The sequence below is a fragment of the Pseudonocardia sp. DSM 110487 genome, assembly GCF_019468565.1.
In the GTDB taxonomy this organism is placed as follows: domain Bacteria; phylum Actinomycetota; class Actinomycetes; order Mycobacteriales; family Pseudonocardiaceae; genus Pseudonocardia.
Map to the genome: position 1 here is coordinate 1,366,073 of NZ_CP080521.1, position 24,833 is coordinate 1,390,905.

15 protein-coding genes and 1 other RNA gene are annotated in these 24,833 nt (G+C 68.2%); 8 read left to right on the plus strand and 8 right to left on the minus strand.

Translation table 11 applies throughout. From position 1 onward, the window contains the following. Nucleotides 1-12: 12 nt before the first annotated feature. The 6 genes from K1T35_RS06480 to K1T35_RS06505 all read right to left on the minus strand — a co-directional run bounded on the left by K1T35_RS06480 (nt 13) and on the right by K1T35_RS06505 (nt 8,412). The gene (locus tag K1T35_RS06480) at nt 13-924 is read right to left on the minus strand and encodes a DUF3592 domain-containing protein (protein WP_220259254.1); all 912 of its coding nucleotides are present in this window, start codon (nt 922-924) and stop codon (nt 13-15) included. A 1-nt stretch (nt 925) separates the two neighbouring features. After that, a complete protein-coding gene (locus tag K1T35_RS06485; RefSeq protein WP_220259255.1) occupies nt 926-2,611 on the minus strand; it encodes an ABC transporter family substrate-binding protein in 1,686 nt (561 codons plus the stop codon). A 17-nt stretch (nt 2,612-2,628) separates the two neighbouring features. Beyond that, complete coding sequence (locus K1T35_RS06490; RefSeq protein WP_220259256.1) at nt 2,629-4,317, minus strand: ABC transporter family substrate-binding protein; 1,689 nt, start codon at nt 4,315-4,317, stop codon at nt 2,629-2,631. 74 nt (nt 4,318-4,391) lie between these two features. After that, entirely contained in the window at nt 4,392-6,506 is a 2,115-nt protein-coding gene (locus tag K1T35_RS06495) for an ABC transporter ATP-binding protein (RefSeq protein ID WP_220259257.1), read from the minus strand. Then, nucleotides 6,506-7,429 carry an ABC transporter permease gene (locus K1T35_RS06500; RefSeq protein WP_220259258.1) on the minus strand — a complete coding sequence of 308 codons (924 nt, stop codon included), beginning with the start codon at nt 7,427-7,429 and terminating at the stop codon, nt 6,506-6,508. The genes K1T35_RS06495 and K1T35_RS06500 overlap by 1 nt, the downstream gene beginning before the upstream one ends. Nucleotides 7,430-7,434: 5 nt before the next feature. Further along, nucleotides 7,435-8,412 (minus strand): ABC transporter permease, encoded by a 978-nt coding sequence (locus K1T35_RS06505; RefSeq protein WP_220259259.1) that lies wholly within the window; start codon nt 8,410-8,412, stop codon nt 7,435-7,437. 183 nt (nt 8,413-8,595) lie between these two features. Between K1T35_RS06505 and K1T35_RS06510 the strand changes: the two genes are divergently transcribed. From K1T35_RS06510 to ssrA, 8 genes are all read left to right on the plus strand, one after another. Then, complete coding sequence (locus K1T35_RS06510; protein ID WP_220259260.1) at nt 8,596-9,108, plus strand: helix-turn-helix transcriptional regulator; 513 nt, start codon at nt 8,596-8,598, stop codon at nt 9,106-9,108. 22 nt (nt 9,109-9,130) lie between these two features. Beyond that, nucleotides 9,131-10,240 (plus strand): peptide chain release factor 2, encoded by a 1,110-nt coding sequence (gene prfB / locus K1T35_RS06515; protein ID WP_220259261.1) that lies wholly within the window; start codon nt 9,131-9,133, stop codon nt 10,238-10,240. 87 nt (nt 10,241-10,327) lie between these two features. After that, complete coding sequence (gene ftsE / locus K1T35_RS06520; RefSeq protein ID WP_220259262.1) at nt 10,328-11,017, plus strand: cell division ATP-binding protein FtsE; 690 nt, start codon at nt 10,328-10,330, stop codon at nt 11,015-11,017. A gap of 3 nt (nt 11,018-11,020) precedes the next feature. Next, nucleotides 11,021-11,923, plus strand: a complete 903-nt coding sequence (ftsX, locus tag K1T35_RS06525) for a permease-like cell division protein FtsX (protein ID WP_220259263.1) — start codon at nt 11,021-11,023, stop codon at nt 11,921-11,923. Nucleotides 11,924-11,963: 40 nt separating this feature from the next. Beyond that, entirely contained in the window at nt 11,964-12,449 is a 486-nt protein-coding gene (gene smpB, locus K1T35_RS06530) for an SsrA-binding protein SmpB (protein ID WP_220259264.1), read from the plus strand. Next, nucleotides 12,446-13,351: an amidohydrolase family protein gene (locus K1T35_RS06535; protein WP_220259265.1), complete on the plus strand. Its 906-nt coding sequence runs from the start codon at nt 12,446-12,448 to the stop codon at nt 13,349-13,351. The genes smpB and K1T35_RS06535 overlap by 4 nt, the downstream gene beginning before the upstream one ends. Nucleotides 13,352-13,399: 48 nt before the next feature. Then, nucleotides 13,400-13,744, plus strand: coding sequence for a hypothetical protein (locus K1T35_RS06540; protein WP_220259266.1), 345 nt, complete (start codon nt 13,400-13,402; stop codon nt 13,742-13,744). 54 nt (nt 13,745-13,798) lie between these two features. Beyond that, nucleotides 13,799-14,199, plus strand: a transfer-messenger RNA (tmRNA) gene (gene ssrA, locus K1T35_RS06545). Between the two features lie 409 nt (nt 14,200-14,608). Here the strand turns inward: ssrA and K1T35_RS06550 are convergent. Together K1T35_RS06550 and K1T35_RS06555 are read right to left on the minus strand one after the other, a co-directional pair. Beyond that, nucleotides 14,609-16,735, minus strand: coding sequence for a WD40 repeat domain-containing protein (locus K1T35_RS06550; RefSeq protein WP_220259267.1), 2,127 nt, complete (start codon nt 16,733-16,735; stop codon nt 14,609-14,611). Nucleotides 16,736-17,332: 597 nt separating this feature from the next. Then, nucleotides 17,333-24,808, minus strand: a complete 7,476-nt coding sequence (locus tag K1T35_RS06555; protein ID WP_220259268.1) for a non-ribosomal peptide synthetase — start codon at nt 24,806-24,808, stop codon at nt 17,333-17,335. Between the last annotated feature and the right edge of the window lie 25 nt (nt 24,809-24,833).

The window sequence follows — 24,833 nt, forward strand, 5'->3', positions numbered from 1 at the left end:
TGTGGTTCCGCGTCAGCTCGGGTCAGAGCCGCGGAGCGCGGCGAACCACAGGCCCGAAGCGGCGAGCAGGGCGGTCGTCCCGGACCAGGTGCCGATGCCCCCACCGTCGATGTAGGTCCAGAGCAGCGCGACGAAGGGGGCCGGGAGCAGCAGCGGGAGGTCCGCGCGGAACTGCCGGTGCAGCCGGGCGAGGCGGGCCATCCGCTCGATCGTCGACTCGTCCGGCGCAGCCGGGTTGTCAGTGCGCCGCCCACGGGGCTCCCGCGCCCGGACCGGCCCTGACGGGTGGAGCATCTGCCCGTCCACGTCCACCGCGACGAGGCGATCGTGCAGCGGGTCGCCGTGCACCCGCACGGTGGCGGGCGAGCGGAGTCCGACGAGCACCGGGTCGAAGTGGACCGGGATCCACATGTGGGGCGCCGTCTCGGTCTCCAGCCAGCTGCGTGCGACGAGCCCGGACTGGACCCGCACGCGGCGCACGGTGAGGCTCCGCCCCGTGCGCGCGGCCGCCTGCCTGCGGCTCAGCAGCTGCCAGCCGCCCACGACGACCACCACTGCGGCGACCGTTCCGGCCAGGTAGAGGGTGCCGAGCTCGCTGTCCGCGTCGGCGAGGACGGCCGCACCCGGAACCAGCGGCGTGCCTGGTGCGGCCGGGTCGTAGGCGACCTCGGTGCGGGTGCCGACCGGGGGCGCGGAGCCGGCGAGCTCGACGAGGTCGGTCCGCTCGGTGCCGTGCTCCGGCGTCCAGCGCACCTCGACCCGGCTGCCGTCGACCGCGCTGATCGTGCCCACCGTCCGCCCGGTGAGGGTCGAGAGCCGCTGGGAGGCGGCCGCGAGCGCCGTTCCCGCGACGACGGCGAGCACGGCGCACACGGCGAGGACGAGCCCGGACGTGACCAGCCCGTACCGCAGGGCCCGGCTCACGTCAGCCCGTGAAGCCGATCTCGGTGTAGTCGAGGTCGGCGAAGCCCTTGGCGCCGAAGTTCACCAGCGTGCCGCGCACCGCGACGGCGCCGGTGGCCTGGTACAGCGGCACGAGCGGCATCTGCTCCCACAGTGCCTGGTCGATCCGCTGGCAGAGCTCGATGCGTTTCACATCGTCCAGCTCGGCGCTGGCCTGCGCGAACAGCGCGTCGATCTCCGGGGTGTTGATGCGGCTCACGTTCGACTCGCTGCCCGAGACGAAGACCTCGCGGCTGTCCGTGATCGGGAACGGCGAGCCGGAGTAGGCGAAGCCGATCATGTCGAAGTTGCCGGGCGTCACGTACTGGTCGAACAGGTCCGGGGACGCCGCCGGGATCACCTCGACGCCCACTCCGATCGCCCGCAGCTGCTGCGAGGTGATGGCCACGATCCGCTCGCTGATGGGGTTGCCCGCGGTCGCGACGTAGCGCACGTTCAGCGGCTGCCCGTTCCGCGCGCGGACCTGGCCCTCGCCCGGCGAGACCCAGCCCAGCGCGTCGAGCGCGGCATTAGCGGCGGCAGGGTCGTACGCGACGCCCTGGGCGTGGTCGACGTAGTTCTCCGACCCCTGCACGAAGATGAACTGGTTGAGGGGCGCGATGCTCGGGACGATCTGACCGACCAGCGCACTCGCGATGGCCTGGCGATCCATGCCCTGCACGATGGCTCGCCGCAGCGCAGGGTCGGACAGGATGGCGCCCGGCCCGCCGTTGAACGTGATGTGGTTGAAGAGCGGCTCGACGGCCTGCCGCACGACCACACCCGGGATCCCCCGCGCGCGGGCGGACAAATTGACGTCCGACCCGATGCGGTAGTAGTCGATCTCGTTGTTGGCAAGGGCGTCGGCGAGCGCGCCTCGCTCGACGACCCGGTAGATGATGCGGCTCAGCTTCGCAGGCTCTCCCCACCACCTCTCGTTGCGCACGAGCGTGATCGTCTGAGCCGTGGTGTCGACGGTCTCGGCCCGGAACGGGCCCGCCGTCGTGCCGATCGACGTCAACCAGCCCCGGTTGAACGCCTCCGGGTCGGCGTTGGTGGCCGCCGGGTAGATGTGCTCGTACATCGCGCGCCACTCGGCGTAGGGGCTGGCGAACGTGACCACGGCCTGCTTGTCGTCGACGCCCCGCTCCACCGAGGCCACGCTGTCGTAGCCGGCGGTGTCGGCCGGTAGGTAGGCCGGATTGGTGCCGTTCAGCGCCTGCCACTGCGCCTGCAGATCCCGCCACGTGAGTGGCGTGCCGTCGCCCCACGTGGCCGCCGGGTTGATCGTGTAGGTCACGACCTGCGGAGTGGCGGAGGTGAGCTCGATCGAGGTGAAGTAGTCCTCGTCGAGGCTCACGCTGCCGTCGGCTTCGCGGACGAAGGCGCCGGGCATCAGGGCTTCAACGATGTCGCGGTTGTCGAGGAGGTTTCCGTCGACGTGGTTGATGTTGAAGTTGTCCGGGATCGCGTCCAAGGGCCAGCGGAGGTCGCCGCCGTCGCGGACCTGCTCACGGGCGACCGGGTTGATGTCGTTGACACCCCGCTGCTGCTCTTCGATCCCGGCGAGCCCGCCGGTGCCGTCGCCGCCGCCACTTCCACCGCATGCGGTCAGCAGCAACGCCATGGCGACGGCGCCCACCGCGAGACGGCGCGAACGGGTCCTCATCGTTCTCCTCGTGTTGTTCAGCCGACGAAGCCGATGTCGGCGTAGTCGACGGAGGCGAAGCCATTCGCCCCGTAGTTCGCGAGCGTGCTGCGCACGGCGTAAGCGCCGGTGGACTGGTACAGCGGCAACTGCGGCATCTCCTGCCAGAGCAGCTCGTCGATCTGCTGTCCCAGCTCGACCCGCCGCGCGTCGTCGAGCTCGCGGATCGCCTGGTCGTACAGGGCGTCGATCTCGGGGGTGCTGATATGGCCGTAGTTCTGCTCGCCCGACGTCGAGTAGACGTTGCGGGTCGAGGTGACGGGGAACGGGGTGCCTTCCCAGCCGAACGTGATCATGTCGAAGTTGCCCGGTGTGACGTACTGGTCGAAGAAGTCACCTGCGGCCGCCTGCACGAGCTCGACACCGATGCCGGCGTTGGCGAGCTGGTCCCGGATCAGCGCCGTGATTCGCTCGGTGATCGGGTTACCTGCATCGGTGACGAGTCGCAGGGTGAGCGGGCGCCCGTTGTTCGTGCGGACCTGGCCCTGGCCGGGGGATGTCCAACCGAGCCGGTCGAGTGTCGCGGTCGCGGCTGCCGGATCGAAGGTCACTGCCTGCGCGTGGTCGACGTAGTCCTTCGATCCTTGGACGTAGAGGTAGTTCCCCAGCGGGGTGGTCTCCGGGGCGATCTGGCCGATCAGCGCGCGGGCGATGGTCTGGCGGTCGATGCTCTGCGCGACCGCGCGGCGCAGTGCCGCGTCCGCCAGCAGGGAGCCGGGCGCGCCGCCGAAAGTGATGTGGTTGTACCGCGGCTCGACAGCCTGCCGGATTTCGGTGCCCGGGATGGACTGCGCGCGGGCGAACAGGTTGACGTCCGAGCCGATCGCGTACCAGTCGATCTCGTTGTTGGCCAGCGCGTCGGGCATGGCCCCGCGCTCGACGACTCGGAAGATGATCCGGTCGAGCTTCGCCCGGTCACCCCACCACTTCTCGTTGCGCACCAGCGTGATCGTCTGCGCCGTCGCATCGACGCTCTCCAGCCGGAACGGCCCGGCCGAGGTGGGCACGGCATTGATCCAACCGCTGTTGAACACGGCCGGGTCGGTGTTCGTGGACGCCGGGTAGATCGGGCTGAAGAGGCTGCGCCACTCGCTGAACACCCGGGTGAACGTGACGACGGCCTGCTTGTCGTCCACCCCGCGCTCGACCGAAGCGATGTCCTCGTATCCGGTGGTCGAGGCGACCTGGAACGCCGGGTTGCTGCCGTTCAGCGCCTGCCACTGGGCCTGCAGGTCGCGCCAGGTGATCGGCGTGCCGTCGTCCCACGTGGCCTCGGGCCGGATCGTGTAGGTGATGGTCTGCGGTTCGCTCGACGTCAGCTCGATCGAGGTGAAGTAATCGGTGTCCACCTCGACCGTCGCGTCGGGAAGAGTGCGGTGGGCGCCGGGCATGAACGCCGAGATGACGTCGCTGTTCACCCCCAGCGTGCCGTCGACCTGGTTGCGGTTGAAGTTGTCCGGGAGCTGGTCGAGCGGCCAGCGCAGGTCGCCACCGTCCGGGATCTGGTCGCGCGGCACGGGGTTGATCTCGTTCTGGCCTTGCTGCTGCTGGTCGGGTGCCACCACCGGGGTGCCGCCTCCGCCCGATCCGCCGCCACAGGCGCTCAGCACCAGCGCGGTGGCGGCGACGAGCGCGCCCACCGTCACGGTCGTCGACCGGATGCGCATCGGGACGGTCCTTCCTGTCACGGCAACGGCAATTCGGAACGGCAATTCAGGCGGCCATGTTTCAAAGTGCAACGTCACAACACCGCGTGCGGTGCGGCGAAGTGGCACGCCACCTCGTGGTCGTGCGTGTCGTGAGCCTTGCCGGGCGGGGGTTCCAGCCGGGGGTCGTCGTTCTCGCACCGCTGCCGATCGGCGGCGCTCAGCGCGGCGTAGCGGAAGCACCGGCTGCGGAAGCGACACCCCGACGGCGGTTCGGCGGGGCTGGGCAGGTCGCCGGTGAGCAGGATGCGTTCGCGGGAACGTTCGACTGCGGGGTCCGGCACCGGGATCGCCGAGAGCAGCGCCTGCGTGTACGGGTGCTCGGGCGTCCGGAACACCGTGCGCACGTCGCCGATCTCGACGATCCGCCCGAGGTACATCACGGCGACGCGATCGGCGATGTGCCGCACGACCGACAGGTCGTGGGCGACGAACAGATAGGCGAGCCCGAGCCGGACCCGCAGCTCCTCGAGCAGGTTGACGACACCGGCCTGGATGGAGACGTCGAGGGCCGACACCGGCTCGTCCAGTATCAGGAGCTTCGGCTCGAGCGCGAGTGCCCGCGCGATGCCGACCCGTTGCCGTTGCCCACCGGAGAACTCCGCCGGGTAGCGGCTCGCATGCTCCGGCCGCAGGCCTACGAGCTGCAGCAGCCTGGGGATCCGTCGGCGGACCTCATCCCGTGGCACGTGGTGCGTGACGAGCGGTTCGGCGAGGATGTCGCCGACCGGCATCCTCGGGTCGAGCGAGGCGATCGGGTCCTGGAACACCACCTGGACGTCCCGCCGCAGTGCCGTGCGGTCCTTCGCGGTCAACGTACGGACGTCGCGGCCGAGCACTTCGACCCTTCCGCGCTCGGGTGCCTCGAGCCCGAGGATCTCCATCAGCGTCGTGGTCTTCCCGCAGCCCGATTCCCCGACGAGGCCGAGTGTCTCGCCTGCCCGGATGTCGAATCCGACCCCGTCGACGGCGTGCACGGTGCCGACCCTTCGGCGGAAGACCATGCCGGTCGTGACCGGATAGTGCTTGATCAAGTCGTCGACCCGCAGGACCGACTCGCGCCGCTCGCGCGGTATCTCGGGTGGCCCCGGCACCGGCTCCGCTCCGTACACGTCGGCGGCGTCGCGTCGTTCGAGCTCGCTGCTGCGGTGGCAGGCCGTGTGGTGGGAGTGGCCGGCGACGGGTTCGAGGTCTGGTTCGACTTCGCGACAGAGGTCGACGGAGAGGGGGCAGCGCGGCGAGAACGGGCAGCCTGCCGGCATGTCGGTGAGTGCGGGCGGTTGCCCGTCGATCGGGACCAGCGGCCGTCGCTCGTCCGCGTCGAGCCGGGGGAGCGAGCCCAGCAGGCCCAGCGTGTAGGGCATCCGCGGGCGTGCGAACAGCTCGTCGACGGGCGCGGTCTCCACGGCGCGGCCCGCGTACATCACCATGACGCGGTCGGCGGTGCCCGCGACGACGCCCAGGTCATGGGTGATGAGCATGATCGCCGCGCCGGTCACAGCCCGTGCGGTCTTCAACACCTCGAGCACCTGCGCCTGGACTGTGACGTCGAGCGCGGTGGTCGGCTCGTCGGCGATGATCAGATCCGGGTCGTTGGCGATGGCCATGGCGATCACCGCGCGTTGCCGCATGCCGCCTGAGTACTCGTGCGGGAAAGCGCGGGCTCGTGCGGCGGCGTTCGGGATGCCCACGAGGTCGAGCAGTTCCACCGCCCGCGCCCGTGCCGCGGACGCCGACATGCCGCGCCGGTGGATCCGCAGTGCCTCGGCGACCTGGTCGCCGACCGTGTAGACCGGCGTGAGCGCGGACAGCGGGTCCTGGAAGACCATCGCGATCTTGTGGCCGCGGACGCGGGAGAGCTCGGCGTCCGGCTTGCCGAGCAGTTCGACTCCCTGGAACCGCACGGAGCCGGTGACCCGCGCCTGGCCGGGCAGGAGCCCCATCACCGCCATCGAGGACACCGACTTCCCGGATCCCGACTCCCCGACGATCCCGAGCACCTCGCCGGGCGCGAGGTCGAAGTCCAGCCCGCGGACGGCTTCGACCCGGCCGGCCTCGCTGGGGAACGACACGGTGAGGTCCCGTACGGCCAGCACGGGCTCGGCCGCTGCCACCGGGGCGCCCTCGAACAAGGGCTCCGCGCGACTCATCATCCGTCCTTGGGTGCGCGCTGGGAGCTGGAATCGAATGCGTCACGCAGGCCGTCGCCGACGAGGTTCACCGACAGCACCGCCATCACCAGGAAGCCCGCGGAGAAGAGGAACAGCCACGGGTAGGTCAGCGCGGAGTCGGTCCCCGCGGCGATCAGCGAGCCCAGGGACACGTCGGGTGGTTGCACCCCGAAACCGAAGAACGACAGGCCGGTCTCAGCGAGGATGGCGGAGCCCACGGTGATCGTGGCGTCGATGATCAGCAGCGATGACATGTTCGGCACGATGTGCCGGAAGATGATCTTCCACGGCGGCACACCCATGAACCGAGCGGCCTTGACGAACTCCCGCTCCCTCAGCGAGAGCGTCATGCCGCGCACGATTCGGGCCGTGATCATCCAGCCGAACGCGGCGAGCAGCACGACGAAGATCAGCCAGGTGTCGCCGCGGAAGCTGGGGGAGAGGATGGCGATGATCAGGAACGACGGCAGGACGAGGAGCAGGTCCACGAGCCACATCAGGGCTCGGTCGACCAACCCGCCGAAGTAGCCTGCCGCCGCGCCGACCACCGCCGCGAGACCGGTCGAGATCACACCGACCAGCAGGCCGATGACCAGCGACTTCTGCAGTCCGCGCATGGTTTGCGCGAAGACGTCCGCGCCGACCTGCGTCGTTCCGAACCAGTGTTCCACGGACGGCGCCTGCAGGAACGCCGTGTAGTCGAGCTGGTCGTACCCCCAGTGGTTCACCAGCGGGCCGAGATAGGCGAGCGCGAACAGCAGCACGATCGACGCGAGTCCCAGCAGCGCCTGCCAGTTGCGGAAGAAGCGGCGCGCGACGAGACGGCCGCGGGAGGACCGCTGTGCCGTGGCGAGCTCGGCCGGCTGCCCGATGGGCGTGGAGCTGTCGACCGGTGCTGACATGCCGCTCACCTGATCCTGATGCGCGGATCGAGCGCTGCGTAGAGGACGTCGGACAGCCAGCCGGAGATGAGGACGAGCACCGCGACGAAGAGCGTGACGATCGCGACGATGTTGGTGTCCTGCTGCTGTACGCCGTAGACCAGCCAGTCGCCCATCCCGAACCAGCCGAAGATGCGTTCGGTGAACACGCCTCCGGTGACGAGGAGCCCGAATCCGAATGCGAAGAGCGTAGCCATCGGGATGAGCGCGGTGCGCAGGCCGTGGGTGAACAGGGCGCGGCGGCGGGTGAGGCCCTTGGCCTGTGCCGTCCGCAGGAAGTCGCTGCTCAGCACGTCGAGCATCGCGCTGCGCTGGTAGCGGCTGTAGTAGGCGATCTGGCCCAGCGCGATGGCGAGCGTGGGGAGCACGAGGTGCTGCAGGCGGTCGACCAGCTCGGCCAACGCGCTGCCCTGGAAGCTCGGTGTCACCTCGCCCTGAAAGTAGAGGATCGTCGTCCCCGCAGCCTCGTTGAGTTGGAGGCCGCCGAATTTGAGCAGCTGGGCCAGCACGAAGACCGGGGTCGACAGCACGAGGAACGAGATGAATGTGGCGACGTAGTCGCCGAAGCGGTATTGCCGCACCGCGCTCGCGACCCCGACGATCACCCCCGTCACGACGCCGAGCACCGTCCCGACGAGGAACAGTCGCAGGCTCACGCCGACGCGGCTGAACAGCTGGTCAGCGATCGGTACCCCGGTCACCGTCGTCCCGAAGTCGCCTCGGACGACGTCGCCGAGCCAGCCGGCGAACCGCTGCGGGATGGGCTCGTCGAGCCGCAGCTCGGCCCGCTTCGCCTCGATCACCGCGGCAGGCGGCGGTGGGGTGCGCTCGGCGAAGTTCGCCAGCGGATCGAACGTCAGCGCCGCGAGGCTGAAGGCGAGGAACGTGGCGACCAAGCAGAGCACGATGTAGTTGAGGAGACGGCGCACCAGGAACCGGACCATGCGTCTCCTTGCCTACGCCGGGCGGGTCTGATCGGGCGTCCATCCTCGCTCGCCGGGATGTTGGCGGGAACCTTGGGGCGACGTCTGTGAGCTCGCCGTGAAGTACCCGCGAGTTGTGACGTCTCGTAACACGGCGATACACGGTCGTGGCGATCCGCCGCCCCGGATGGCACGGTGACCCGCATGCCGGCCCCGCGAGCACCCGCCGTGAACGCCACCGCAGCCGCGCTGCTCGGCCTCCTGCACGAGGGCCCGATGTCGGGAGGGCAGCTCGTCGCGGCCGCCGCGGAGCGGTTCGGCGCCTTCTTCTCCGTCACGCGCAGCCAGGTGTACCGGGAGTTGCCGGCGCTCGCCGCCGCGGGGCTGCTCGAGAAGGGGGAGCAGGGGCCGCGGGCGTCGCAGCAGTACGTGCTCACGGCCAAGGGCAAGCGGGCCTTCCGGGCGTGGGTGGCGGCGGGCCGGGGTGCCGACAGCCTGCGCAGCCCGCTGGTGCTGCGCCTACTGCACGCCAGGACACTCAGCGCCAAGCAGCGGGCCGAGCTCGTGCGCACCAGCCGCGAGGCCTACACCGAGCGGCTCGCGATCGCCAGGGCCGCGGCGCGCAGTGAGCGCGACCCGTACCGCAAGGCGGCGGCCGACTTCGCGGTGGCGCACGTCCGGGCCGTGCTCAAGCTCCTCGACGCCATTCCGGAGTAGTCGGGGCGTAACCTGGAGCGTTGTGAACCCCGACGTCGCCGCGGACATCAAGGACCTCTCCGCCACCCTGGAGAACATCGAGGCGGTCACCGACCTCCCCGCGCTGCGCGCCGAGATCGCCGACCTCTCCGACCAGGCCGGCCAGCCCGACTTGTGGAACGACACCGAGGCAGCGCAGCGGGTCACGAGCCGGCTCGCCCACGCCCAGGGCGACCTGCGCCGCCTCGACGACCTGCGCCGCCGCCTCGAGGACCTGCCGATTCTCTACGAGCTGGCCGAGGACGAGGGCGACCAGTCCGCCATCGCCGACGCCGACGCCGAGCGGGCCAAGCTGCGCGAGGAGGTCGCCTCGCTCGAGGTGCGCACCCTGCTGTCGGGCGAGTTCGACCCGCGCGAGGCGCTGGTGACGATCCGCTCCGAGGCGGGCGGGGTGGACGCCGCCGACTTCGCCGAGATGCTCATGCGCATGTACCTGCGCTGGGCCGAGCGGCACGACTACTCGGTCGATGTCCTCGACACCTCCTACGCGGAGGAGGCGGGCATCAAGTCGGCCACGTTCCAGGTGCACGCCCCGTTCGCCTACGGCACCCTCTCCGTCGAGCAGGGCACCCACCGGCTGGTGCGCATCTCGCCGTTCGACAACCAGGGCCGCAGGCAGACGTCGTTCGCCGGCGTGGAGGTCCTGCCGGTCACCGAGACCACTGACCACGTCGACATCCCGGAGAACGAGATCCGCATCGACGTGTTCCGGTCATCCGGCCCCGGCGGGCAGAGCGTCAACACCACCGACTCCGCCGTCCGGATCACGCACCTGCCCACCGGCATCGTGGTGTCCTGCCAGAACGAGAAGTCGCAGATCCAGAACCGGGCGGCCGCGATGCGGGTGCTGCAGTCGCGCCTGCTGGAGCAGCGCCGCCGGGAGGAGAAGGCGGCGATGAACGCGCTGAAGGACGCAGGCTCCTCGTGGGGCAACCAGATGCGCTCCTACGTGCTGCACCCGTACCAGATGGTCAAGGACCTGCGCACCGAGCACGAGGTCGGCAACCCGTCGGCGGTGCTCGACGGCGACATCGACGGCTTCATCGAGGCCGGCATCCGCTGGCGCCGCAGCCACGCCACCGCCGACGCGTAATCCGCCCAACGTTCCAGCGGTCGAGTAAGCCGGCTTGGGCGGGTCGGGTAACGGGGTAGCACCGACCCACGAGTAACCTTCCGCGTCGTGATCCGCCTGGAACGCGTCACCAAGCTGTACAAGACCTCGACGCGCCCGGCTCTCGACCGGGTGTCGATGTCGGTGGAGAAGGGCGAGTTCGTCTTCCTCATCGGCCCGTCAGGTTCGGGCAAGTCGACGTTCCTGCGGCTGTTGCTGCGCGAGGACGTGCCCACCAAGGGCGACATCTTCGTCTCGGACATGAACGTCGCGAAGCTGCCGCGGCGGCGCGTGCCCAAGCTGCGCCAGCGCATCGGGTGCGTGTTCCAGGACTTCCGGTTGCTGCCGAACAAGACCGTCGGCGAGAACGTCGCCTTCGCCCTCGAGGTGATCGGCAAGTCGCACAACACCGTGAGCAAGGTGGTGCCCGAGGTGCTCGACCTCGTGGGCCTCACCGGCAAGGCCGACCGCATGCCGCACGAGCTGTCCGGCGGCGAGCAACAGCGCGTCGCGATCGCGCGGGCGTTCGTCAACCGGCCGCAGGTGCTGCTCGCCGACGAGCCGACGGGGAACCTCGACCCCGACACCAGCCAGGACATCATGCTGCTACTGGAGCGGATCAACCGGACGGGCACGACGGTCCTCATGGCCACCCACGACCACTCGATCGTCGACTCGATGCGCCGCCGCGTCGTCGAGCTCCACCTGGGCACGGTCGTCCGCGACGACGCGCGCGGCGTCTACGGCGTGGGGCGGTAGCGCGTGCGTTCCGACTTCGTCGCCCGCGAGGTCTTCACCGGCCTGCGCCGCAACGTCACGATGACGATCGCGATGGTGCTGACCACCGCGATCTCGCTGGGCCTCGTCGGCACCGGGCTGCTCGCCGTGCGCACGATCGACCGCACCGAGCAGCTCTACAGCGATCGCTTCGAGGTGCAGGTGACCCTCACCGCGGACGTCTCGGCCGCCGACCCCGACTGCAGCCAGCCGATCTGCACCGGCCTTCGCGACACGCTCGAACGCTCGCCGCTCGTCGACTCCGTGCGGTTCCAGAGCCAGCAGGAGGCCTACGAGCACTTCCAGGAGCTGTTCGCCGGGCAGGCGCTCGCCGAGGTGGCCCGACCGCAGTCGCTGCCGGCCACGCTGCGGGTGCGGCTCGCCGACCAGTCGTCGGGCGCCGACGCCGTCCGCCAGGCCATGACGGGCCAGGTGGGCGTGCGCAACGTGATCGACCAGCGCGAGGTGGTCGCCAAGCTGTTCGACATGATCGGCAGCTTCCGCGACGTCACCTTCGCGCTCGCCCTCGTGCAGGCGATCGCGGCCCTGCTGTTGATCTCCAACACGGTGCAGGTCTCGGCGTTCACCCGGCGCACCGAGGTGGGCGTGATGCGTCTCGTGGGCGCCACCCGCTGGTACACGCAACTGCCGTTCCTCATCGAGGCGGTGGTCACCGGCGTGGTCGGCGCCCTCATCGCGGTGGCAGGGCTGCTGGCCGGGAAGTACCTGTTCATCGACCAGCTGCTGTCGGGCATCGTGGCAAACGGTGTGGTGCCGCCCGTCGAGCTCGCCGACATCGGCTGGGTCGCCCCGATCCTCGTGATGCTCGGCGGCGGGATCGCGGCGGTCACCGGGTACGTGACGCTGCGGATGTACGTGCGGCTCTAACCGCGAGCCCTCGACCCGCCCGTCCGCGTAGGCTGGACAGGTGAAGGAGACGGGGCGCAAGGTGATCGCGCAGAACCGCAGGGCGCGACACGACTACACCATCCTCGACACCTACGAGGCCGGTGTGGCGCTGATGGGCACCGAGGTGAAGAGCCTGCGACTGGGCCGCGCCTCCCTCGTCGACTCCTTCGCCACGATCGACGACGGCGAGGTGTTCCTCCGCGGCCTGCACATCCCCGAGTACACGCAGGGCAGCTGGACCAACCACGAGCCCCGGCGCACCCGCAAGCTGCTGTTGCACCGCGGCGAGATCGAGCGGCTGATCGGCAAGATCCGCGAGGGTGGGCTCACGCTCGTGCCGATGTCGCTGTACTTCAGCGACGGCAAGGTCAAGCTGGAGCTGGCGCTCGCCAGAGGCAAGCGCGCCTACGACAAGCGCTCCGACCTCGCCAAGCGCGACGCCGACCGGGAGATCCAACGGGCGTACGGGCGTGCGGTCAAGGGCAGGGCGCGGGAGCTGCGGTGACGGTTCCGGACCCACCGGAGTCGGACGACGACGTCCCGCGGTTCCTCGCCGATCTCGGCGTGCCCGGCATCGTCGACGTCCACGTGCACTTCCTGCCGGAGCGCATGCTGCAGAAGGTGTGGGCGTACTTCGACCAGGCGGCCACGCACTACGGCACGCCGTGGCCGATCCAGTACCGCACGCCCGAGCCGGAGCGCGTCGCCACGCTGCGGAAGCTCGGCGTGCAGACGTTCGCGCCGCTCGTCTACCCGCACAAGCCGGGCATGGCGAGCTGGCTCACCGAGTGGGTCGCGGAGTTCGCCCGCACCACGTCGGACGCCGTACCCACCACCACCCTCTACCCCGAACCGGACGTCGCCGAATACCTCGGCACCGCCGTCGATGCAGGCGCCCGGGTGGTGAAGGTGCACGTCCAGGTCGGCGGTTTCGACCCGCGCGATCCACTGCTCCGGCCGGCGTGGGGGCTCCTCGCCGATGCACGCGTGCCCGTCGTCATCCACTGCGGGCACGGGCCGATCCCCGGCGCGCACACCGGCCTCGACGTCTTCGGCGAGGTCCTCGCCGAGCATCCCCGGTTGCGCGCCGTCCTCGCGCACGCCGGGATGCCCGACTACACCGTGGCGCTCAACCTCGTACACCGCTACGAGGGCGTCCACCTCGACACCACGATGGTCGGCACCGCGTTCAGCAACCAGTTCGCCCAGCTGCCCGCCGACTGGCCCGCGCGCCTCGCCGACGTCGCCGATCGCGTGGTCTTCGGCTCGGACTTCCCCAACATCCCCTACCCGTACGCGGAGCAGGTGCGGGCGGTCGCGGAGTGGGCCGCGGCCGAGCCGCGCCTCGGCTCACCGTTCCTCCGCTCGGTCCTCCACACGGCGCCGTCCCGGCTACTCGGCCTCTGACCCGGCCCGATTGCCGGTCCCGCGCAGTGGGTACACCCTGGGATGGCAATGGCGCTGACAATCGTGGTCGTTCTCGTGGTGCTCGTCGTGATCGCGATGACCGCGATCCTCGCCGCGCACACCAGGCACTACCGACGTGAGCAACAGCGCATCGAAGCCGCCATCTCCGACCAGCCCGCGCACGCCGATGACCTGCCGTTCGGGACCGACCGGCGCGGTGCTGGATGGCACGGGCCGAGCTGCAGCGGGGGATTCCCCGCCGTCGAACCGGCCTCTCACGGGCCGATGGTGCCCGCGCAACGCACCGGCGACCACGACCGGGACCGGCACGAGCCGGGCCGCGCCCTCGCCAGCCGCCTCCTGCGGCGACGCCGATCGTCGGAACCGGGATGAACGACGGGTGTACGGGCGTTACACTCGTACGGTGCCCGACAGCCGGGCGCAGAAGGGGGTGAACGGTTTCGACTCCGGATGCGGATCGAGGGGAAGCGTGCCGAGGAAGGCGACGATGATCTCGTTAACCATGCGTCGCAAAACAACAAGTGCCGCTGATATGCGCACTGCTCCGGCTCAGGTTAAGCAGTCTCAGGGCGACTTCGCCCTCGCTGCCTGATCCACTGAGGAGCTGTCGGCCCGGGTGCGTTCCCGACCCGGAGCCCGGCATCAGCTAGGGGACTCACCCGTTCGCCCGGTCGCGGGGCGGACGGGAACATCAAACAGCGACTGGGATCGTCACACCGGCTCGTCCGCGTGACCGGTGGATCCGAGTAGAGGCAGAGCGGACTGCGCACGGAGAAGCCCTCGTGAAGTGACGGAGGACCCGGGTTCGATTCCCGGCACCTCCACGCCCTAGGCGCCCCCTGCCCGCGGAAAGCGCGGGCCAGGGGGCGTTTCGGGTTCTCTCTGGGGGCGCAGCCCCCAGACCCGCCCGGAGGGGCTCCGCCCCCCGGACCCCCCGTCTCGCATCACCAGGTCCCACCTCCCTGCGAGGTTCCGTCGGCCACAGGTCTCGAACCGCCTGATGATCGACCAGACACGAGACACACCCGCGAAAAGCGCGAACCGGCCTCGCCCTTTCGTGTTCCCTGGGGGAACAGCCCCCGTTGCCTAAGACAGAGTCACAAAGATCACCGGTCGCGGGTGCCTGTCACAGACCAGGAGTGCGTTCCCGCCAGGTGCGGATGCGGCCGTGCGCGCGGTGCCCTTCCCGCATCCGCGCGGTGCACACCACAGCGCCACCCGATCCTTGCGACCAACTCAAGATCCCCATGCGCGGACGGTCGCGTCCTCGCTGCCGGAGATGATGACCGGGCGGCCGTCCAGCTGGGCGGTGGCCAGCGCGTACACGTAGCCGGTGTGGCCGGTGAGGGGCTGGCCGATCGGTGCCCTGGTGGCCAGATCCCACACCTGGATGGTCTCGTCCCAGCTGCCGGACACGATGGCTGGACGGCCGTCGAGCTGCACGGTGGCCACCGCCAACACCCGGGCGGTGACTGGCTGGCCGATAGGGGCGCCGGTGGCCAGCTCCCACACCCGGATGGTTTCGTCGTCGCTGCCGGAGATGATGACCGTCCGGCCGTCGAGCTCCGCGGTGGCCATCGCGACTATGGGGTGGGTGTGGCCGCTGAGGGGCTGGCCGATCGGGGCGCCGGTGGCGAGATCCCACACCCGGATGGTCTCGTCCTCGCTGCCGGAGATGACGACCGTCCGACCGTCGAGCTGGGCGGTGGCCACCTCCGACACGTAGCCGGTGTGGCCGGTGAGGGGCTGGCCGATCGGGGCCCTGGTGGCGAGGTCCCACACTCGGATGGTCCCGTCCGAGCTGCCGGAGATGACGATCGCGCGGCCGTCGAGCTGCGCGGCGGCCACCGTCGAGACACCGCCGGTGTGACCGGTGAAGGGCTGGCCGATCGGGGCCCTGGTGGCCAGGTCCCACACTCGGATGGTCCCGTCCCAGCTGCCGGAGACGATGACCGTCCGGCCGTCGAGCTGCGCGACGGCCACCGTCGAGACTCCGCCGGTGTGACCGGTGAGGGGCATGCCGATCGGGGCGCCGGTGGCGACGTCCCACACCCATATGGTCTTGTCATAGCTGCCGGAGATGATGACTGTGCGGCCGTCCAGCTGGGCGGCGGCCACCGCGTACACGGTGTCGGTGTGGCCGGTGGGCGGCGGGCCGATCGGGGCCCTGGTGACCAGGTCCCACACCCGGACAGTGGCGTCATAGCTGCCGGAGATGATGACCGTCCGGCCGTCGAGCTGCGCGGTGGCCACCGCGTGCACCAACTGGGAGTGCTTGGTGAGGGGCGCGCCGATTGGGGCGCCGGTGGCCAGGTCCCACACTCGGGCAGTGGCGTCCGAGCTGCCGGAGATGATGACCGCCCGGCCGTCGAGCTGCGCGGTGGCCAGGGCGTACACGCCCTCGGTGTGGCCGGTGAGGGGCGCGTCGATCGGGGCGCCGGTGGCCAGGTCCCACACTCGGGCAGTGGCGTCCGAGCTGCCGGAGATGATGACCGCCCGGCCGTCGAGCTGCGCGGTGGCCACCGCGTTAACGCCCTCGGTGTGGCCGGTGAGGGGCGCGCCGATCGGGGCGCCGGTGGCCAGGTCCCAGATCCGGATGGTCTTGTCCCTGCTGCCGGAGACGATGACGGGGCGGCCGTCCAGCTCCGCGATGGCCACCGCGTAAACCCAATCGGTGTGGCCAGTGAGGGGCGCGCCGATCGGGACACCGGTAGCCAGATCCCACACCCGGATGTCCTCGTCGATGCCGGAGACAATGACCGGGCGGCCGTCGAGCTGCGCGATGGCCACCGCGTATACCCAGGTGTTACCGGTGAGGGGCTGGCCGATCGGAGCACCGGTGAGGGGCTGGCCGATCGGTGCCCTGGTGGCCAGGTCCCAGATCCGGATGGTCTTGTCCCTGCTGCCGGAGACGACGACGGGGCGGCCGTCCAACTCCGCGATGACCACCGCGAATATGCGCTCGGTGTGGCCGGTGAACGGCGCGCCGATCGGCACACCGGTGGCAAGATCCCACACCCGGATCGTTCCGTCGTCGCTGGCGGAGACGATGATCGGGCGGCCGTCGAGCTGCGCGGTGGCAACGGTGCGCACGGCGAGCAGTGCGCCTTGGCCGTTGGCCAACTCTTGGCTGCCGAACTCCTGCTTGAGCGGGAACAGGTCTGCCGGGACCGGGCCTTCCTCGACCAGGTTCGGGTCCGGGCGGGAGATGAGCAGCCCGATCGCGACGACCCCGATCGCGACGACCCCGATCAGCGCCGCGATGATCTTCTTGCGTCGCCGTGGCGGCGGGGAGGCCTCACCGATCCCCCCGCGGCCGATCAACGCGTCCAGTCGATACCGGCCGAACTTCTCACCGACCATCACGGCACCCCCCGTGTCGACACATGGTCACCGTCTAGCAGCGTATTTGACGTGCACACCGGTGGGCTTCCTCGATCAGGCCGAGCTCGCGGAAGCCGACTGAACCGATCGAGTAGGCGGCGATCCCACCGCAGTCGCCGATGCCGGGTTGCGGCCCGCGCGCCGAGTTCCTGGAACGGCTCGCCCGATGGCCCGCGTTCCTGCGGAGAACAAGGCGCATCGTTGCGGCCGTACGGTGTCAGTCGGGGATGGTTGTGTCCCTGCCTCGATCGCCGTCGCTCGCTGCACGACGTTGGCTTTGCAACGTCGTGACAGCACATGGTCACGCTAGGCAGGATGGGTTCCTGTCGGCGACAGGTGAACGCCCGACACTAGAGGACACGCGCGGTCACCTCCTGGACCCACGTCCCTCAAGCGCGGCACGCGCGAAAACGCGAACTCTTCGCCCGTGCCGCGGGGGGGCGCAACGCCAGACCCCGCCCGGAGGGGCTCCGCCCCCGTCTCCCATCACAAGTCCCAACACGCCCCGAGGTCTCGTCGGCCTCAGGTCTCGAACCGCGCTGGTCGAGCCGCGGACCAGCCTGCTGTCTGCAGGCGTTACAGTTTGGCGTCCGATGTTTCGTCGCCCTCGGACGCGGCAAGGAATTCCGCTGCCGTGGCCTTTCGAAGTTTGGCGTCCACGTGGTCTGCGAAACCAAGTAGTGTAACCGTCACCGCATCCGGACCGATGCGATAACGAATGATTCCCTGATACAGCTGTTCATTTCCCTCGGGTCCTGCTGATCCATAATCGGGTGCATAAGCTCGCGTCACGAGCACCGCGGGGAAGGGTGCGCGCCGCAGCGCCCTCCGTCCGATCTTGTTGTGGTAACGCAGCAGCGCAAACTCAGAGGTTGCGCCGAGCTCGTCCTTATCGAGGGCGACGGGCGCGGTCGCCGTGAATGGGCCAACCTCCGTCAACTCATTCACGGGCGTCAGCGACACCTCCTCGTCGAGCACGTCGCCAAAAAGTCTCGTCACACCCGATGAACGTAGTGCGTTGCGTATCGCGCATCGGACGATGCCATCGGTAAGCGTGCGATCCCAGCGGAGGATGGAGATGGCGCCTCGAGAAAAAGCGGACGCATCGATCGTCTGCGAACGGGCGCACAGATCGTTCCATTGGTCCAGGCGATCTGTTGCAACTCTCTCGCCTTCGAGGTCGATGGCTTCGAGCGACCGGACGAGGGCGCCTGGCCGCGGCGCGTCGACTACGCCGGACATGGATTGTTCGAGCAGTTCGGCAAGGCGGTGTACGGACGCACGGTCGGCGACCGCCGCGTGGACGGCGAGGACGGAAACCGTCCGCTCCGGGGTGCGGGTGTACGCCAGGCCGACCGGCCGCCCGGCCGAGATATCAACGAGATCGAAGGCAGCCGCCCGAAGTGCGTCGACGCTGACGTCACCACGGGAAGTCAACTCGAGCGTTTCGGGCCGAACAGTCTCCGGCGGGAGGAGATGAGTGAACCAGAGTCGCCGGTTGGAGGTGTCAACCGATAGGCGAAGCGCGTCTGTATCGGCAACGAGCGACTCGAAGGCCGACACGACCGAGGCACCCGTCAATCGCGACGGGAAGGTGACGCATTCGGTCAACACGTACGCATTGATTCCACCGCCCGAGATGCGTAGCAGCTCGAGCATCGTGGGGTTCGGAATGAGCGCCGGCTCGGCGGGAGGGGTGCCGGGCGCCGGTACGACCATCGCGGTGAGCCCGTTGATGGTCCGCCGCTCGAACACATCGCGCAGGGTGAAGTGCAGATTTTGTTTACGAGTCAGAGCGACGAGGCGTGCCGCAAGAATACTGTCGCCGCCGAGGCGGAAGAAGTCGTCGTCGACGTTGAGTTCGGTTTCGTGGCCGAGGTGTAGTACGTCGCGGAATATTGCGGCGAGTGCGGTTTCGGTGGGGGTATCTGGTGCGCGCCCGCCGGTGGTGCCCGGGGCCAGGTCTGGCTCGGGCAAGGCGCGGCGGTCGAGTTTCCCGTTCGCGGTGACGGGGAATGCGTCGAGCCGCGTGAACACGGTGGGGATCATGTAGTTGGGCACGTGTTGAGTGATGTGCTCTCGTAAGGTGTCGAGTAGCGCTGCTTCTTCGGCGGGTGCCTCAGCGGTCGCGGTGACGTAGGCTGTGAGGTACTTTCCGCCGGCCGGGTGGTCTGATGCGATGACCGCTGCACCCGATACTGCTGGGTGTAGCTCGAGGGCAGCGCGGATTTCATCGAGCTCGATCCGGAATCCGCGTATCTTCACCTGATCATCTGTGCGGCCTAGATACTCGAGCTGGCGGCGGGAGTTCCACCGGGCCAGATCACCTGTGCGGTATAGGCGTGCACCGTCGGAACTGAATGGATCGGCCACAAACTGGCCCGCGGTCAGATCCGCACGAGCCATGTACCCATCCGCCAGTTGTAGCCCGCCTACATACAGTTCGCCGGCGACACCGACGGGTACCGGCCGCAGCCACGAATCGAGAACACGTGCCGATGTGTTCGGTACCGGTCTGCCAATATGGGGGGGATCCGTGTCGGCGATCATGGTCGCTGTGCCATCGCCGGTGATTTCGGTCGAGCCGTAGAAGTTGAGCAGCAGTGCTTGGGGTGCGGCGTGCCGGGATGCGTTCAGTGTGGCCGAGCTGAGTGTTTCACCGGAGGAGATCCAGTAGTGGAGCGAGGCCAGCGACCGGACTGCATCGTCGTGACGAGCTATGACGTCGGTGAAGCTGGGCACGCTGAGTAAATGCGTGACACGGTGACGATGAACAGTGGCGAGTAGGCTGGCCGGATCTCGGGCGTCGTCATCTGGGAGGAGCACGACTTTCGCGCCCGCGGTGAGTGGCCCGAACAACTCGGTCACCGCGTCAACAAAACCTACACCGCTTTTCGACAATGCCACACTGTCGGAGCTGTACTCCAACGTCGGCTCACCCCAGGCGAGACGGCTCACGAGCGCACGGTGCGGAACAGCGACACCCTTCGGGCGCCCCGTCGTTCCCGATGTGAATATGACAACAGCGGTGTCCAACTCGTTCAACGGCCGCGCCAAGACCGGTGCGACTTCCTCGCCGGCGGTCAAGCGTTGCTGTACGTCGTGGTTGTCGAGTCGTAGTACTCGTGTGGGGTGTTCGCTCAGCACGGGACCGAACAAGTCTGCGGTGTGTTGGTCTGCGATCGCCACACGTGGTGCGGCGTCTTCGATGATGTTTCTGACGCGTTCGGTGGGATATTCTGGATCGATGGGGACGTAGGCTGCTCCGGCGCGAATCACGCCGGCGAGCGCGACCACCAGATCCACCGACCGCGGCAACGCGACCGCGACCCGGTCCCCGACGCGCACGCCTTGACCGATCAGCAGCTGCGCGAGCGCGTTGACCCGCGCATCCAGCTCCCGATACGTCAACTCGACACCGACGGCATCGGCGACCACCGCGACTGCGTCCGGATCGGCCGCGACCCGCGCGCGCATCAACCCGTCCAGCGTCGCCGGCGCAACATCACGCACCTCACCCCGGGACCACGCGGTCGTCTGCTGCCGGTCTGCCGCAGGCAGTAACTCCAGATCGCCGACCCGCCGGTCCGGACTTTCTGCGATAGCCGCCAATGTCGTCTGCAAAGTATGCATGAACCGTTCAGCGGTGTCGCGGTCCAGAATGTCCGTGGCGTACGTGAGGTACCCACTGATTTCGTCTGGAGCATCCAGGACATACAGGTCGATGTCGGTTTTCACCGACGCGATCGACGGTGAAGTCGACCCGGCAACCAATCCGCCGAACAACGCTGACCGCTGGCTATCGACTCGGTGCCGGTGGGTGAGCATTATTTGGAAGAGTGGGTTGCGGCCAGTAGATCGCTCGGTACTCAGAGCGCGCGCGATATCTCCGAACGGCGCGTTCTGGTGTTCGAAACCCTCGAGCACTGTTCGTTTGGTGTTCTGCAGCACGTCGCTGATCGAGTCAACGGCGTGGAACTGGTGGCGGATCGGTAGCGTGTTCACGAAGTACCCGACCAGGTTCTCAAGCCCGTCTTCGGTTCGCCCGCCGACAGGTGAACCGATCACCACATCGTCGCCCGCGCCCAGGGTCGAGACCGTCAGTGCGGTCGCAGCCTGGACTATCATGAACATACTCACGCCGTGCTCGTCAGCGATCTGTCGCAGACCATCCATCACTCGTGGATCGACGGTGAATCGGAGATCCTCACCGCGGTGCGTCGGTACCACCGGGCGCACCCGATCCAGGGTGATCGTCGATTCCTCGGGCACATCCGCCAACTGCTCACGCCAATAGGCCAGATGACCCGTCAACTGGGAATGAGGATCGTTCACGTCGCCCAGGACACGGTGTTGCCAGAGCGCGTAGTCCGCGTACTGCGCCGGCAGTGGAACCCACCTCGGTTCCTCGTCGGCGACTCTCGCCTGGTAGGCGGCCGACAGATCACCCAATAACGACGGGAATGACCACTCATCCACGGCGTGATGATGCACTGTGACAACGAACTCCCACTCGCAGTCGCCGGTCCTCAGCAACGCCACGCTGATCGGTAGATCGGACGCGAGATCGAATCCGGCCTGCACCACCTCCCCGATCCGCGCATCCACGCCAGCAGAATCCACACCTGTAAGATCCTCGACGAGCAGAACGAGCCGGCCTGCTGCTTCGCTGGCAGGAATGATGACCTGATTCAGCGTTCCTTCTTCCTCTACCAAGAGTGTGCGCAACGCTTCATGGCGTACGACCACATCCCGCACCGCCGTGCCCAGAGCCTCGGCATTCAACTCTCCACGTAGGTGCAGCACCACCGGCACCACATACCGGCTGCTAGGGCCGCCCAGACGGTCGATCAGCCATAGTGCTTGTTGTCCGTAGGAGACTGGTAGTACGGCCGGGCGTGGTAGGTTGCCGATTCGGAGCGCCGAGGTTTGGGCGGTGTCGGCGGATTCGTCGATGATCCGGGCCAGTGCTCCGATGGTGGGGTGGTCGAACACTCCCCGTAAGTTCAGCCGGGACCCGAGTTGTGCGTTGGCCCGCGCGAGTACTCTCGTCGCCAGCAACGAGTGCCCGCCGAGGTGGAAGAAGTCGTCGTCGACGCTGAGTTCGGTATCGCCACCGAGGCGTAGTACGTCGCGGAATATTGCGGCGAGTGCGGTTTCGGTGGGGGTTTCTGGTGGGCGTCCGCCGGTGGTGCCCAAGACCAGGTCCGGCTCGGGCAGGGCGCGACGATCGAGTTTCCCGTTTGCGGTGACGGGGAATGCGTCCAGGCGCACGAACACAGCCGGGACCATGTACTCGGGCACCCGCCTCGCAACATGCTCACGCAGACTGTCGAACAGCGTCGCATCATCAGCGGGCGCGGTCACATACGCCGCAAGGAACTTTCCGCCGGCCGGGTGGTCTGATGCGATGACTGCTGCGCCGTGCACTGCTGGGTGTAGTTCGAGCGCAGCGCGGATTTCGTCGAGTTCGATCCGGAACCCGCGTATCTTCACCTGGTCGTCTGTGCGGCCTAGGTATTCGAGCTGGCCGCGGGAGTTCCACCGGGCCAGATCACCTGTGCGGTACAGGCGTGCACCGTCGGAACTGAACGGATCAGCTATAAACCGGTCCGCGGTCAGATCGGCACGAGCCATGTACCCATCCGCCAGCTGCGCCCCGCCTACGTACAGTTCGCCGGCGACGCCGACGGGTACTGGCCGCAGCCATGAATCAAGGACGCGTGCCGACGTGTTCGGTACCGGTCCGCCGATGTGGGGGGGATCCGTCTCGGCGATGATGGCTGCTGTGCCATCGCCGGTGATCTCGGTCGAGCCGTAGAAGTTGAGCAGCAGTGCTTGGGGTGCGGCGTGCCGTGACGCGTTCAGTGTGCCCGAGCCGAGTGTTTCACCGGAGGAGATCCAGTGGTGGAGCGAGGTCAGCGACCGGACCGCATCGTCGTGACGGGCTATGACGTCGGTGAAGCTGGGCACGCTGAGTAGATGGGTGACACGGTGACGGTGAACAGTCTGGAGCAGAGCGGCCGGGTCTCGAGCGTCTTCGTCTGGGAGGAGCACGACTTTCGCGCCCGCGGTGAGTGGCCCGAACAACTCGGTCACAGCGTCTACAAAACCTACACCGCTTTTCGACAATGCGACACTGTCGGGGCTGTACGCTAAGGTCGGCTCGCCCCACGCGAGACGGTTCACGAGTGCACGGTGCGGAACAGCGACACCCTTCGGGCGGCCTGTCGTTCCCGATGTGAATATGACAACGGCGGTGTCCAACTCGTTCAACGGCCGCGCCAGAACCGGGGCGGCTTCCTCGTCGGCGGTCAGGCGTTGCCGTACGTCGTGGTTGTCGAGTCGTAGTACTCGTGCCGGGTATTCGCTCAGCACGCGACCGAACAAATCAGCGGTCTGCTGGTCTGTGATCACCACACGCGGTGCGGCGTCTTCGATGATGTGCCCGACACGTTCGGCGGGATAGCCCGGATCAATCGGCACATACGCCGCGCCGGCGCGAATCACGCCGGCGAGCGCGACCACCAGATCGACAGACCGCGGCAACGCGACCGCGACCCGGTCCCCGACGCGCACGCCTTGACCGATCAGTAGCTGCGCGAGCGCGTTCACCCGCGCATCCAACTCCCGATACGTCAACTCGACACCGACTGCATCGGCGACCACCGCGACCGCGTCCGGATCGGCCGCGACCCGCGCACGCATCAACCCGTCCAGCGTCGCCGGCGCAACATCACGTACCTCACCGCGGGGCGACGGTGACGCTGGGCCGTCAGTGTCCGGTGTCAACTCGGCGAGCAACTCGTACAGTGTTCGAGTGGGAGACCCGCTGATCGCGGCATCAAGAAGGCGGCCGAACTTCTCGGCATGCTCGAGCCCATCGACCGCGCCAGAACTGGCGGATACCTCCAACCGGAGTCCGGATTCCGGATCCCGATACACCGCGAGGTCGAGTGACCCCACCGGGCCCGGGCTGATCGTTTCACCGACCGCGACAACGTCGCCCATGCGTCGCATCGGTTCGAAGACCCTGATGTTGATCGTGGGCAGTTGGAGGTATGAGGCTTGACCGCCCGGCCACAACCGAGCGATCTGATGATCTTCGACAGAGGTGTGGTGGCGGGAGGTCTTCAGCTGGTCCGCGACGATCTCGAGGATGTCCGTGAGGGTGTGGTAGGGACTGATCGTGGCGACGACCGGGGTTGCCCTCGAGATCGCACACGGCGTCCTCAGGGATTCACGGCTGTCGCGCAGCATCATGGGCACCCGGACGGCGATGTAGTCGTGGCCGTCCACGAAGCCGGTGTAGACACCCCACACCGCGATCAGGAGGTCGGCCCAGGAGACCCCTGCCTGCCGTGCGAGCTCTTGGATCTGCGCGTAGGTCTCACCGCCGACCGGAACGCTATTCGGCCGGTACGAGAACTCGAAAACCTCGGAAAGATCCTCTACGGGGCCGTCTCGTTCAACGGCTTCGATGCCGAGCACGGCGTTCCAGTATTCTCGACTGGTATCGAGCTCGGACCCCGGGCTCGTGGCGTCCACGACGTCTTTCAAACTGCCGAACCAGCGGGCCGGCACCACGCCATCCACCTGCGCCGCCGAGTAGACCTCGGCGACCCGACGGATGAACAGCGAGATGCTGTAACCATCGATCAGCAGGACATTGGACGTGAGCAGCCACGCCCACGTCCCGGACTTGCGACGGACCAGCGTCGAACACGTCGACGGCGCTGGGGAGTTCAGCGGCATCTCCACGAGTTGCTGCCGTGCCATCGCCCGCACCTGGTCGTCGTCGTGGCCGGCATCCACGACCTTCGTGTCGAGACTCTTCGACGTGTCGACCCACTGAAAAGGGACACCATCATCGTCTTCGAAACACACACGCAACGCGTCCGTCTCCGCGAAGACCGTGCCGACAGCAGCCGCGAACCCGGCCACGTCGATCGGGCCATCCAGCCAGATCAACTGACCAGCACCGAACACGGACGACCCCGGAGCCAGACCCAGGGCCGCCCAATTGCCACGCTGGCTCGCAGTCAACTCCACACGATCAACACTCGTCACGGAGATG

Excerpts from the sequence above, each read along its gene's own strand:
- K1T35_RS06485 (WP_220259255.1), bottom strand. The coding sequence starts at position 2,611 with ATGAGGACCCGTTCGCGCCGTCTCGCGGTGGGCGCCGTCGCCATGGCG.
- K1T35_RS06490 (WP_220259256.1), bottom strand. The coding sequence starts at position 4,317 with ATGCGCATCCGGTCGACGACCGTGACGGTGGGCGCGCTCGTCGCCGCC.
- K1T35_RS06495 (WP_220259257.1), bottom strand. The coding sequence starts at position 6,506 with ATGAGTCGCGCGGAGCCCTTGTTCGAGGGCGCCCCGGTGGCAGCGGCC.
- K1T35_RS06500 (WP_220259258.1), bottom strand. The coding sequence starts at position 7,429 with ATGTCAGCACCGGTCGACAGCTCCACGCCCATCGGGCAGCCGGCCGAG.
- K1T35_RS06505 (WP_220259259.1), bottom strand. The coding sequence starts at position 8,412 with ATGGTCCGGTTCCTGGTGCGCCGTCTCCTCAACTACATCGTGCTCTGC.
- K1T35_RS06510 (WP_220259260.1), top strand. The coding sequence starts at position 8,596 with ATGCCGGCCCCGCGAGCACCCGCCGTGAACGCCACCGCAGCCGCGCTG.
- K1T35_RS06540 (WP_220259266.1), top strand. The coding sequence starts at position 13,400 with ATGGCGCTGACAATCGTGGTCGTTCTCGTGGTGCTCGTCGTGATCGCG.
- K1T35_RS06550 (WP_220259267.1), bottom strand. The coding sequence starts at position 16,735 with ATGGTCGGTGAGAAGTTCGGCCGGTATCGACTGGACGCGTTGATCGGC.